Below are 12,194 nucleotides of genomic sequence, written 5' to 3' on the forward strand. Positions count from 1 at the left end.
GCGCGAGAACCTCCCGGCCACTTATCAGGCCATCGCCGGACTGGTCTCCGACCGCACCGCGAACATCTGAAAAGCACGGCAGACAGGGCCATCACGCCTCACCGGCTATCACGCACCAACTCGTAAAGAACCCGGTACGAAACAGCTTCATGAGTTCCTTTTGTCTCAGAGAGGCGACTTGCAGGCCCGGATACTACGGACCGTCAGTGCCAGCCATACAACCAGCACACCGATCAGGGCCGCAGTCGCCACGATGGCGTAGTAGGGAAGGTTGAAGGCCAGGGTCGAAGCGGCCAGCGCAGCCGCGCCCGACCCGAAGGCCAAGTGCGCTGTAGGTTTCATGATGTACATCACTCTCTGCAGTCGACTGCCTTCAACTTAACACTCGCTCAGCCCACGTGGGCAAACGTCGCAAAAACCTAATACATGGACAAAGGGAACATATTTATGAACAACGTATCTTTGTGGCTTCCGTCCCGTTGACAAAAGAAGCAGGTGCTGAACTGCCGAAGAGCCCGGTCTACTGACGCAAGAGCTCTCAACTACGCGGCACGGAGTTGGCCACATGCGGCCCCGGACCCACATCCGTTGCGCCCACTCGGCGCCAGATCACGTGCGGCCAGCGCTACCGCGAAGACGGCAGACCAGAGCGGCTGGTGGGAGTAGGTGTGCGCCTAGCCGTCACGGTAGACCGCTCATCTTGTGGCCGGGTGGAGGTTGTCGCATGCGGCCAGAGAACACACTGTGACCGACCACCAGTCCTGTCTTGAGATCCCATCCTCAGGTCAGGTCACCCAGCGGTGGGCGGTGCTGCTACGACGGCATGGCAGCGCCGTGAGAACTTTCGGGCATCCCAACCTGCACTTCAGCCATTAACTTCAGGAAGCCCATCTCGAGTCACCAGCGGACTTGATCCGCGCCTCGCTGACCGTAGGAAATGCTCGGTGGTTGCTCGGCTGTTCCGGGACACCATGGCACGGGGTGGTCTCCGGTGGCACGTAGGGGGATACCGCCGCCCGGATGAGCCGGAACAAATCGCCGTATAACGGGACGTTCCGCCCGTACACACGCGGACTTTTAATCCGCGGGTTCAGGGTTCGATCCCCTGGGGCCCTACCACACGGAACCCCAGGTCAGAGCGTGTTCATCACCGCCACCGACCTGGGGTTTTCTCGTGCCCGGAACCTCGGAGGAGCTCCATACAGGCTCCCCAGCGCGAGATGGGCGCTCCCACCTCGCGAGGACCTCGCTCCCCACGGGGCCGCACCCGGCCGAACAACACCCCGCCGGGCCGCCACGGGCGCTTCGGGCAGGCCGAAATCACCGATGAGATCGATCGTTGGGGCGCAGCGACTGCTTCACGGCGGGGGCGGCCGAGTCGAATCCCGAGTGCGTCGCATGGATGACAAGTAGATAGAACGCCCTGTATATTTTAGTCATGAACACCACACCACAGCAACGAAGGCGTCGTCGTCCTTCCGCCGCTCGAGCCCGTTTGCTGTCCGCCGCCGACGAGCTGTTCTACACGCGCGGCATCGACGCGACAGGCGTCGACGCCATCATCGAGACGGCCGACGTCGCCCGGATGACCTTCTACAAGCACTTTCGGAGCAAGGAAGCCCTGGTGGTCACCTATCTGGAGTCCCGGGACGCGCGCTGGCGGCGGTTGCTGGAACAGACGCTCGACGCCGCCGGTGAGGACCCTCGGGCCCGGATCCTCGCGGTGTTCGACGCGTTGGGGACCTGCCATGCCGAGCCCGATTTCCGGGGATGCTCATTCGCCAATGCCGCCGCCGAGCTCGCCAGCAGCGGGCACCCGGCGCGGGCGGTGGTGACCGCGCACAAGCAGGCGCTGCGCGCGGACCTGAGCGCCCTCGCGCTGCGCGCGGGGTTCGCGGACGCCGACAGGCTCGTCGACACCCTGCTCATGCTCTACGAGGGCGCGACCACGACCCACGCCCTCGAAATAGTGGATGACGCCATCGGCAAGGCCCGCGTCGTGGTAGAAACGCTTCTCGATTCATGGCCGAAAGATTCTGGCGATGCATAACCCCACTGCCGCCCTCACGTAAACCGAGCGGCGCCGATCAAGCCCTGCGTCAAGACACAAAAGAAAGGCCGTAATGGCGGAAGAAGGGAACCATCGGCTGTCAATCGTGTGGAGAGTGGGAATCGCGGGACTGGCAGCACAGGGTATAACTTTCGGGTTCGCCCGGTACGGCTACGGGCTCTTTCTGCCAGAGATTCGCCGCGAATTTGATGTATCTGTTTCCATGGTGGGACTGATAGGAAGCGCGACATACGTCAGCTACCTGGTCGCGTTGCTGTGTGTCGGTTTCCTGTCCTCCCGGATCGGCCCCCGCCCGTTGATCATCGCTGGTGGCGTATCGGCCTCCGGCGGCATGTTAATGGTGGCCCTCGCCGACAGTATCGGCGTGTTGGCGGCTGGGCTGGTGCTGGCCGGCATGAGTCCCGGCTTTGCCTGGGCACCGTGGTCAGACGCCGTCGTCCGTCTGGTTCCGGAACAGAAGCGCGAGCTCGTGATGGCGCTCATTCCGACCGGCACGGCGTTCGCCGTAGCGGTGACCGGCCCGGTGGTGATCCTCATGGGCGGGCCCGCCTGGCAACTGGCTTGGCTGGCCTTCGCGGTCGTGGCCGTCGTCGTAACGTTCTATGACGCGTGGCTGTTGCCCAAGGGCCCCAATCGAACCCGTTCCTCGGAGGGTTCCCAACCACGGTTCCGGTTGAGCTGGTTCGCCCGTCGACAGGCCGTCCCGCTGTACCTGACAGCACTCTCGTACGGACTCATCGGCTCGTTCTATTGGACCTTCGCGGTCGCTGCCGTATCACAGGGCATGCCGGAAGGAGATACGACCGGCCCAATTTTCTGGACCATCATGGGAATCGCGGGCACCGCCGGTGTCTTTACCGGGGTCCTCATCGCCCGACAAGGGTTGCGGAGGACGCAAGCGTACTTGTTCCTGGCCATGGGGATCGCCATCGCCCTGCTGGGTGTGGCACCAGGATCGCTACCTGCCATCGCAGCGTCCGCCATACTGTACGGTCCAGCGTTCATGGCTGGTTCCGGACTACTCGCGGTCTGGGCCTACCAGGTCTTCCCCGAGCAGTCATCGACCGGGTTCAGCTCGGCCGTGTTCTTCCTCGGGATCGGCACCATTGTCGGGCCGGGAACACTCGGAGCGTTCGCGGATGCATACGGCCTTTCAACTGCGTTCCTACTCACCGCGGGAATCACCGTCCTCACGCTCCTTGCACGACCGACGAAAGAAACCACCCGAAAAACCGATCAGGCAACCACGGCAACCACAACCTAGACCGGCAGACGAAATAACTCGCAGTCCTTGCTTTTCCATCAAGCCAGCTGGCCCCGAGCAGCACACTTCCCCAAGGAATCCTTATTGGGGTCGCCTCAGTTCAACAAAAGAGTTAAGTGAGAAGTCGGGCCAGCTACCCCGGGTCACCGCATGAGATGCGCTGACCGCGCGAAGCCTGTAGCACAGGGGGCGGCAGGCCCTGCCGCTTCGAGGCGACGATGTGCCCTGGTGGCGATTTTCCCGGGCCTTTCGAGCGCAGCCGCGTACGCGTTGCACAACACCCACACCTGTGGAGGCACAGCGCTGGATGACCAGGATCCAATCCTGCCGTCACCGGAAAAAGAGAACTCCCGCACCCAAGATCCGTTCCTTGCGGGAAAACCAAACACTTCCGGCTCCGAGCACGTACGTCAGGACCTACGGGGCCGACACCGATGGTGGATAAGGAGTAGAGCGTGAACACCACAGTAGGAGACCCCAGACGAGTAATCAGCAACCTCTTCCATGGGGTACGTGACCTGGCCAGCGAGATGAACCGCATAGCAGACGCTATGGCCCGCCTCGATGTGAGCACTACGCATAGTGTGATCGGCGCCTGGAAACCCGACACGGACGTCTTCGCTCGCGCCACCGACCTGGTGGTCCGCTGCGAGATTCCGCAGGTGCGGCCCGAGGATGTGGAGGTCACCGCGTCCCGGGGCCGCCTCACCATCACCGGTACGCGCCGACACGACCCGGGCCGGGACACCGTCTACTACGCCACAGGGCGGTTCGGTGACACGTTCCGCCAGGAAATCACTCTGCCCGCAGGTGTGGAGCACGACGACATCCATGCCGTATTCGGTGACGGCCTGCTGGAGATCACGGTGAACAACGCGGCCCACCCCCCGAGGACGGTCCGGGTCACGGTCAACAGCACCGAGGAGGTGCCCCTCCCCCGGCCCCCAGGCTCGTGAAGCGCGCTCTGGCGTCCCGCAACAGGAGGTACGACGTCCTTGGCGGTGCCCCGGTACTCGCCCAGCCAGGCGAAGGGCCGCTCGACCATCCGCCGGCGGGGCGCCGACGAGGATGAGAAGTGTTTCCGGGAGCCCATGGGACTCGGCGCCCGCCCCGTCCGTACCGTGGGCGGCCAGGATGCGGCCGGTGCGCTCGGGAACCAGGGCGGTGACCGAGAACACCTCGTCCGACCGGGCTGGAGGAACGCGCACGGGGTTCCCCGGCGACGTCCCGGAGAACCGCCGAGAAGAGGTCGGGACCGGGGCGGTGGTGCACGTGGCCGCCGACCGCAAGGCCGTCGCCCTGGGGACGACGTCTCGGAGCCGGTTCCGGGCAGCGGGACCCTCCGGAGTCCCGGGCCGAGGCGGGCACGTCCGGAACGGCCTGGGCGAGGGCGGGGAACGCGGCGGGAAGTATCGTGGGCACCGGTGGGTCGGTCGGAGCGGGCTCAAGTACGGAACAGCTGATCAGAACCGTACTTGCGGCGGTCGAGGAGGATGGTGGCGCGCGCACGGGGGCGTTCGGTGGCCCCGAGCTCGCGGAGTTCGCTCCCTACGATCCGGGAACGCCACCCGCGCCCGGGGCGAAGGCGTTCGCCGAATCCGGCCGGGGATCCGATGCCGTGGTCATCGGTCCTCCCGCGTACCACGGTGCGGTGTCGGGGCTGGTGAAGAACGCCCTGGACCATTTGGAGGAGCTGCGCGACGACGTCCGCCCCTGTCTGGACGTACGTCCCGTCGTATCGATCACGGCCCTCCCCGGCGGGCGGCCCGGCCGGGGTGTCCCGGTGAGGGCGCCGAAGGCTTCCTGGGCGCCGGTAAACAACCAAGAAGAGGATGTCCGTCATGGAGTTGAAGTCAGCGCGGGAGATCGAGCGCATGCGTGTCACCGGGGAGTTCGTCGCCCAGGTCCTCACCGAACTCGGTGACCTCGCAGACGTCGGCGTCAACCTCCTCGACCTGGAGCACCACGCACGGGAGATGATCCGCCGGCGCGGGGCGGAGTCCTGCTACTGGGACTACGCCCCGTCATTCGGGGAGGGCCCGTTCCGCAACGTCGTGTGCCTGTCCGTCAACGACGCGGTCCTGCACGGGCTGCCCCACGACTACACGCTCCGCGACGGCGACATGCTCAGCATGGACATGGCGGTCGGGATCGACGGCTGGGTGGCGGACTCGGCCCGGACCGTCATCGTCGGCACCGCGGCGGAGGAGGACCTGCGGGTCGTCCGCGCCACCGAGGTGGCGCTCGACGCCGCCGTCGAGGCCGCACGCCCGGGTAATCGCCTGGGTGACATCTCGGCCGCGATCGGCGCGGTGGCGGCCGACTACGGTTACCCCGTCAACACGGAGTTCGGCGGTCACGGCCTCGGCCGGACCATGCACGAGGAGCCCCACGTGTCCAACAAGGGGCGCGCGGGCCGCGGTCTCAAACTGAAGGCGGGCATGACCCTGGCGCTCGAACCCTGGTTCGCCCGGCTGACCGACCAGGTCGTGTTCGACCCGGACGGCTGGACGATCCGTTCGGCCGACGGCTCGCGGGGCGCCCACTCCGAGCACACGGTCGCCGTCACCGCGGACGGCCCCCTCGTCCTCACCGAGCGAGTCCTGGCTCACTAGACCGCCGACCGGGCGTCCTGGGTCCAGGGCACGCCGGCCGGAGCTCGGACACGTGTGCCGGCCCCGGGATGTCAGCTCCGGTGCTCGGGGAGCCACTGGTGGGGCGGCCGTGAACGCTGCGCTCGTAGGACGGTGTCGTGGGTGTGGTGTGTGCCCGCGGGTGCGGGAGCGGTGCGTGGGCGGGTTTCGTCGACCAGGATGGTCCAGTCGTCGTCGAGGAGTTCGGCGATGTCGGCGGGCTGGTAGTAGTCGCTCGCGATGTCCTGCTTCCGGTGTGGCGGCAGGTCGGCGAGGTCGTGGCCGACGAAGAGCAGGGTGCCGCCGGGTGCGACGGTGGCCAGCAGACCGCGGAGCGCGGCGTGGTGCGGCTGGCGCGGAAGCGGAAAGTACTGGACGGAGACCAGGTCGAAAGAGTTGGCTGGGGCCGGCGTGGCGGTGAGGTCCGCGCGCGCCCATGCCACGCGTCCGGTGGTGTCCGTGGCCGTGGTGGCGGCGCGTTGGAGGGCGGTCCGGGAGATGTCGACCGCGGTGACCTGCCAGCCGTGCCGGGCCAGCCAGTGTGCGTCGGCGCCCTCACCGCATCCGACGTCGAGCGCCTGCCCTGGCTCGAGGTCGGCGGCCTCGGCGACGAGGACCCCGTTGGGGGCGCCGCTGAAGACCTGGTCCCGGCCGCGGTACATCTCGTCCCAGTACTGTGCGTCCATTGTCCCTGCCTCGGGGTGGTCGGGGTCCCGGCCCCGGTGGTCGAGGCCGGCTGTGGTCGGGAGCCGTGGAGCCGGTCGCCCGGGATCCGTTCGCGGAGGCGGGCTGGAACCGCCGGGGCATCGCGACCGCGTCCGGGACCAACCTGCCCCACTGATGACAGTTTGACAAAGTTCTTTGCGGTAACAGCAAAACTGTGAGCACACTGGAAGCATGAGCGATGAGTTCGACGCCGTGCTCAGCGCGGTCGGCCCGCGACTACGCGAGCTGCGTCGCCGCGGTGGAGCCACCCTGACCGCCCTGTCGGAGACCACCGGTATTCCGGTCAGCACCCTGTCCCGGCTGGAGTCCGGTCACCGCAAGCCGGGCCTGGAACTGCTGTTGCCCTTGGCGAGGGCCCACCAGGTACCGCTCGACGAACTCGTCGGCGCCCCGGCCAGCGGCGATCCACGGGTGTATCCACGGCCGATCACCCGCAACGGCATGACCGTCGTTCCGCTGACCCGCAAGCCCGGCGGACTACAGGCGTTCAAGCAGACCCTCCCGGCCGGCCCGAGCGATCTCGAACCCGAACTCCGGTCCCACGAGGGATACCACTGGCTGTACGTCCTCAACGGGCGGCTGCGCCTGGTGCTCGGCGATCAGGACCTCGTCCTCACCGCCGGCGAGGTCGCCGAGTTCGACACCCACCTCCCGCACTGGTTCGGCAACGCCGACGCGCGGCCGGTCGAGTTCCTGAGCATCCTCGGCCCCCAAGGCGAACGCTTCCACATCAGGGTCCGTCACCGACGCGGCTGACCGCTCCCGCTCCCTGACACGTGCCGCTCACACCTCGGTGACGTACTGATCCGTGGTTCTCAGTAAGCTTCGGGGACCACCTCCTTTTCCTCCGAGCACGCCCGCCGTGCCCGCGACAGCCTTCGCCCCACCAGCGACCGAAGTATCCTGGAGCAGACCCCGCCGTGTCCATCTTCGAAGCAATCGTCCTTGGCCTGGTCCAGGGGCTGACCGAGTTCCTCCCCATCTCCTCCAGCGGGCACCTGCGCGTGGTGTCGGCGTTCTTCGGATGGCCCGATCCCGGCGCCGCCTTCACGGCTGTCAGCCAGATCGGCACCGAGCTGGCCGTGGTGATCTACTTCCGGGAACGGATCTGGGCGATCCTGTCGACGTGGACCAGGTCGCTGGCCAACCGGGACCTGCGAAGCGACATCAACGCGCGCATGGGCTGGTACGTCATCCTGGGGTCGTTCCCCATCGTGATCCTCGGCCTGCTCCTGGAGGACCAGATCGACAGCGTCTTCCGGGACCTGCGCCTGGTCGCGCTGAACCTCATCATCTTCGGCGTGTTCCTCGGCATGGCGGACAGGTACGCGCGCAAGCACCGGGACCTGGAGGACCTCAACGTCCCCCGCGGCCTGACCTTCGGTTTCTTCCAGGCACTCGCCCTGATCCCGGGTGTCTCCCGTTCGGGCGGAACGATCACGGGTGGGATGCTGCTCGGCTTCAAGCGCAAGGAGGCGGCCGAGTACGCCTTCCTGCTGGCGCTGCCCGCGGTCTTCGGGTCCGGCGTGTACAAGCTGGCCGACATCGGCGGCAACGAGTACGCCGGGTGGGGAGCCACCATCGTGGGAACGGTCATCGCGGGCATCATCGGCTTCGTGGTGATCGCCTGGCTGATGCGCTTCATCTCCACACACAGCTTCATGCCGTTCGTCTACTACCGCGTCGGCCTGGGCATCCTCATCCTGGCCCTGGTGAGCTGGGGCGCGCTCGACCCCCGGGGCGGCCACGAGTCCCAGCCGGCCCAGAGCGATGTCATCGCCGCCGAGGAGACGCCCGAGCAGGAGCAGGAGCCCGCCGCCGAACCGTCTTCGGAGCCCTCCGCCGAACCTTCCACCGAGTCTTCCGAAGAGCCCTCCGAGGAGTCCGAGCCGACTGTCGACCCGGTGACCGGCTGGGAGGTCGACCCCGAGGTGGGGCTTCCGCGCAACCCCGACACCGGCCTGTACCACGACCCGGACCTGGGGATGGACGTGGACTACGACCCCTCGACCGGAATGGCCACCAACCCGGTCACCGGAGAGGCCTACGACCCCAAGGATGCCGGATAGGCCGGGGATGGGTCCGGCCGCGGGTACGCCGCCGGACCCCGGGGCGCGGTCAGCCGCCGAGGTTCCTCACCGCGGTGTCCAACCGCCGTGCGAGGGCCTCGGCCTCCTCGTGTGTCGGTTCCCCGCCGCCGCGCTCCGGTGCGAGGTCCTCTCGGTCGGCCACGCGCAGCGCGCCCTCGTAACGCGGACCGTCGAGCTCGGTCGCCTCGACGACCTCGGCACGGCCCCGGTGGACGATCAGCACCGGGTCTCCGTCCTTCCGCAGCAGCCGAGCCACATGCTCGGCACGGACGATCTCCACCACTGCCTCCTGGTCGCTGGTCGGCCGGAACACCTGCTCCCCTGCATTCCCGGAGTACGGCGGACGGGAACATGCCCGTGACATGCGCGGTGCCGGGTCGGTCCCGACCCGGCACCGGGCCGGGGCCGACCACCGTTCCGCCTATTGGAGCGCAGGCATTCGCGGAACATATCTCCCGCCCGGACGAACAACGGGCCGCACCGCCCTCGGGGGCCGGGTGAACACCTCCTTGAACTGGCGTTTCCCCAAAGCGAAAAGGGGGCGAACTCCAGTACGCTTTATCCGCCCCTTTTTGTTACCGACGAGTATCCTCGGCCCGCCCGGCCCGTAGGCCGGGGACAACGCCAGGAGTGCCTGCCAGGGCGGGGCTTCGGCGCGGAAGGCACATGATGTGAGGCGCGACACGGGCACTTCAGGAAGATCCAGGTCGGAACGCCGAAGCCCCTTGTTCCCGTGGTACGCACAGATAACCACGGTGCCCACGTGGCCTGTGTGCATTAAAGTCTCCATACTATGGGGCATTCAGCGAGAAGTCCGTCGTCAGAGGACATAAAACGACCGGCCCAGCAGAGCACCACCGAACTGGCCAGGGCGCTCTCCGCCCATCTGGGAACCGAACTCACTCCGCGCGAGTTCACGCTCGCGGACGGCACGCGAATCGGAGTCGACTGCGCCGACGGAGACCAGCCGACCGTCCTGGCCCAGTTCGCGCCCCAGCACGGGCCGGTCAAGTCAGCGCAGCGCAACAAGGTCATCGCGGACGCCTTCAAACTCGTCTGGCTGCGCGACCGCCACTTCCCGGACGCGTGCGTCCTCCTGGTACTGGGCGAGCCCCTCGCCAAGCTCTTCGGACGCGGCGCCTGGCTACCCGCGGCCTTCGCCACCCACCGGATCACGGTCGCTCTCGTCGACGACCGACACAGGTTTCGCGTTCTCGATATCAGTATGTGATCAACGCTTCATAACGTGTTAATGATTAATCCCTAACATTCGACCCGTCAACGATCCCCGCGGGCCGTCGACATGTTCGCTTCCGCCCGCTCTCCATCGAAGGTCCCGGCTCCCTCATGTCCGGAGACAGCTATTTGGAGGGTGTCCCATGGGTCTTTCCCCATGCGGTCGTGCTCACCGGCGCTCCCAACCCGCGTACCGCCACGGCCCCCCGCGATCCAGCCGCCGCGCGTGCCCGCCCGGGCCGCGCCGTGTGTCCCGTTCCGCTCCCGTGCCGCCCGGCCTCCTGTTCGGTCGATGACGCCGCACCCCGGTGACCTGCGCGTTCTCTCCGCCCTCCCGACACCCGTCCACCACGAGGACACGGTGTGCAATCATCCGACCACACATTCCAAGGAGCAGGTATGGCATCCCCACGACCCGACCGCCCCGGGCCAGCCGGGGGCCGCGCGGCCCCGAACAGCCCCGCGCACATCCGCGTGCACCGGTTCGAAGACCAGGACGCCGCGTGAGCGTCGACCAGATCGAGGTACGCGGACTCACCAAGACCTACGAGGGCGGTGACCCGTACCGCCCCGCACTCGACGGCATCGACCTGGACATCCCCCGCCGCCACTTCGTCAGCCTCATCGGCCCCAGCGGCTGCGGCAAATCCACCCTCCTACGGGTGGTCGCCGGGCTGGAGGACCACGACACCGGCGACGTCACCGTCTTCGGCTCCTCCCCCAAGAGCATGTGCGAGGCCAAGTCGGTGGGCCTGGTCCCCCAGAGCCCCGCCCTGCTGCCGTGGCTGAACGTGCGGCGCAACGTGTCCCTGCCCTCCCGGGTCAACCGTCGGTCCGGCCGGGGCAGCGAGGACCCCGACCTCCTGTTGCGCATGGTCGGTCTGGACGACGCCGCGCACAAGTACCCGCACGCGCTCTCCGGCGGGATGAAGCAGCGGGTCGCCATCGCCCGCGCCTTTGGCCTGCGGCCCGACCTGCTGCTGATGGACGAGCCCTTCTCCGCTCTGGACGAGTTCACCCGTGAGGCGCTCCAGCTCCAGCTGCTGAGCCTGTGGGAGCGGATGTCCACGACGGTCGTGTTCGTCACCCACTCGGTGCGCGAGGCGGTCACCCTCTCCGACGAGATCGTCGTGATGTCGGCCAGGCCCGGCCGGGTGCACGAGGTGCTGCCCGTCGACCTGCCCCGCCCACGTGACAGGGCCGTGGTGACCGGACCGCTCATGCACACCCTGGAGGACCGGGTCCGCGCGTCCTTGCAGTCCGCCTGGGCGGCCGGAGCCGCCCCCGACGACCCCATCCCCCTGTGAGAGGAGGAGAGACCATGGCCACCAGTGCACCCGTGCGCTCCCGTCCCGGCGGAAGGGCTTCCACGACGCACCGCCGCACCGCACGCGCACGCCGCTCCGCCTTGAGGCCGGGCGTGTGGCTGCCCACCACCGTGGCGGTGCTGCTCGTCGGCTTCGCCTGGTCGACGGTCGCGGCGGACCAGCCCTACCTCCTGCCGCCCCTGCCGGAGGTCGGGGCCATCCTCGTCGAGGAGCCCGTGCTGTTCCTGGCCAATGCCTGGTCCACCCTCAGCATCGCCCTGCTGGGCGTGGCCTGCGGCGCGGGCACGGCGTTCGTCCTCGCCCTGTTGATGTCGGAGGTCCCACTGCTGCGGCGCGCGATCATGCCGCTTGCGGTGGTCCTGAACGTGACCCCCGTCGTCGCGCTCGCCCCCGCCCTGGTGGTGGCGTTCGGGTTCGGCATGACCCCCAAGGTCATCGTCACCGCGATCATCACGTTCTTCCCCGTGCTCATCAACGTGACCACCGGCCTGCGGTCGGTGTCCGTTCCCGTCCTGCACGTCTTCTCGACCCTGCACGCCTCCCGCATGGAGGTACTGCTCCGGCTGCGTGTCCCCAGCAGCCTCCCCTACACCCTCGCCGCGCTGCGGGTGGTGTTCCCCCTGTCCATCGTGGGCGCCGTGGTCGCGGAGTTCGTCGCGGCCGGGTCCTCAAGCGGACTCGGCACGATGATCCGCAACGCAGCCGCGACAGCCCGGTTGGAGTACGTCTACGCGGCCGTCGCCTGCCTGGCCGTGATGGGCGTGCTGATGCTCGCACTCATCACCATCCTCGAACGCAGGCTGCTGTTCTGGCACGAGTCCCAGCAGCGAACCACCTCCTAAGGAA

At 67.6% G+C, this 12,194-nt stretch carries 13 protein-coding genes; 10 read left to right on the forward strand and 3 right to left on the reverse strand.

What is annotated here, in order from left to right:
- Positions 1 to 165: 165 nt before the first annotated feature.
- Positions 166 to 342, reverse strand: coding sequence for a hypothetical protein (locus tag AC0T5L_RS16445; RefSeq protein ID WP_476166366.1), 177 nt, complete (start codon positions 340 to 342; stop codon positions 166 to 168).
- 1,096 nt (positions 343 to 1,438) lie between these two features.
- Between AC0T5L_RS16445 and AC0T5L_RS16450 the strand changes: the two genes are divergently transcribed.
- The 5 genes from AC0T5L_RS16450 (at position 1,439) to map (ending at position 5,950) form a co-directional block, all read left to right on the forward strand.
- A complete protein-coding gene (locus AC0T5L_RS16450; protein ID WP_476166367.1) occupies positions 1,439 to 2,050 on the forward strand; it encodes a TetR/AcrR family transcriptional regulator in 612 nt (203 codons plus the stop codon).
- Between the two features lie 115 nt (positions 2,051 to 2,165).
- The gene (locus AC0T5L_RS16455; RefSeq protein ID WP_476166368.1) at positions 2,166 to 3,335 is read left to right on the forward strand and encodes an MFS transporter; all 1,170 of its coding nucleotides are present in this window, start codon (positions 2,166 to 2,168) and stop codon (positions 3,333 to 3,335) included.
- 455 nt (positions 3,336 to 3,790) lie between these two features.
- Positions 3,791 to 4,291 (forward strand): Hsp20/alpha crystallin family protein, encoded by a 501-nt coding sequence (locus AC0T5L_RS16460; protein WP_476166369.1) that lies wholly within the window; start codon positions 3,791 to 3,793, stop codon positions 4,289 to 4,291.
- 458 nt (positions 4,292 to 4,749) lie between these two features.
- Positions 4,750 to 5,259, forward strand: a complete 510-nt coding sequence (locus tag AC0T5L_RS16465; RefSeq protein WP_476166370.1) for an NADPH-dependent FMN reductase — start codon at positions 4,750 to 4,752, stop codon at positions 5,257 to 5,259.
- Positions 5,168 to 5,950, forward strand: a complete 783-nt coding sequence (gene map, locus AC0T5L_RS16470) for a type I methionyl aminopeptidase (protein WP_476166371.1) — start codon at positions 5,168 to 5,170, stop codon at positions 5,948 to 5,950. The genes AC0T5L_RS16465 and map overlap by 92 nt, the downstream gene beginning before the upstream one ends.
- Before the next feature lie 71 nt (positions 5,951 to 6,021).
- Here map and AC0T5L_RS16475 read toward each other — a convergent pair whose 3' ends face one another.
- Positions 6,022 to 6,654 (reverse strand): class I SAM-dependent methyltransferase, encoded by a 633-nt coding sequence (locus AC0T5L_RS16475; RefSeq protein WP_476166372.1) that lies wholly within the window; start codon positions 6,652 to 6,654, stop codon positions 6,022 to 6,024.
- A gap of 211 nt (positions 6,655 to 6,865) precedes the next feature.
- Between AC0T5L_RS16475 and AC0T5L_RS16480 the strand changes: the two genes are divergently transcribed.
- Positions 6,866 to 7,450 (forward strand): helix-turn-helix domain-containing protein, encoded by a 585-nt coding sequence (locus AC0T5L_RS16480; protein WP_476166373.1) that lies wholly within the window; start codon positions 6,866 to 6,868, stop codon positions 7,448 to 7,450.
- A 164-nt stretch (positions 7,451 to 7,614) separates the two neighbouring features.
- Positions 7,615 to 8,763, forward strand: coding sequence for an undecaprenyl-diphosphate phosphatase (locus tag AC0T5L_RS16485; protein ID WP_476166374.1), 1,149 nt, complete (start codon positions 7,615 to 7,617; stop codon positions 8,761 to 8,763).
- 49 nt (positions 8,764 to 8,812) lie between these two features.
- Here the strand turns inward: AC0T5L_RS16485 and AC0T5L_RS16490 are convergent, their stop codons facing one another.
- Positions 8,813 to 9,097, reverse strand: coding sequence for a hypothetical protein (locus tag AC0T5L_RS16490; RefSeq protein WP_476166375.1), 285 nt, complete (start codon positions 9,095 to 9,097; stop codon positions 8,813 to 8,815).
- A 480-nt stretch (positions 9,098 to 9,577) separates the two neighbouring features.
- Here AC0T5L_RS16490 and AC0T5L_RS16495 point away from each other — a divergent pair, with 480 nt between their 5' ends.
- The 3 genes from AC0T5L_RS16495 to AC0T5L_RS16505 all read left to right on the forward strand — a co-directional run bounded on the left by AC0T5L_RS16495 (position 9,578) and on the right by AC0T5L_RS16505 (position 12,190).
- Positions 9,578 to 10,015: a hypothetical protein gene (locus AC0T5L_RS16495; protein WP_476166376.1), complete on the forward strand. Its 438-nt coding sequence runs from the start codon at positions 9,578 to 9,580 to the stop codon at positions 10,013 to 10,015.
- Between the two features lie 508 nt (positions 10,016 to 10,523).
- Positions 10,524 to 11,327 carry an ABC transporter ATP-binding protein gene (locus tag AC0T5L_RS16500; protein ID WP_476166377.1) on the forward strand — a complete coding sequence of 268 codons (804 nt, stop codon included), beginning with the start codon at positions 10,524 to 10,526 and terminating at the stop codon, positions 11,325 to 11,327.
- Positions 11,328 to 11,341: 14 nt separating this feature from the next.
- A complete protein-coding gene (locus tag AC0T5L_RS16505) occupies positions 11,342 to 12,190 on the forward strand; it encodes an ABC transporter permease (protein WP_476166378.1) in 849 nt (282 codons plus the stop codon).
- Positions 12,191 to 12,194 lie beyond the last annotated feature (4 nt).

Source organism: Nocardiopsis sp. TRM 82005 (assembly GCF_056312425.1).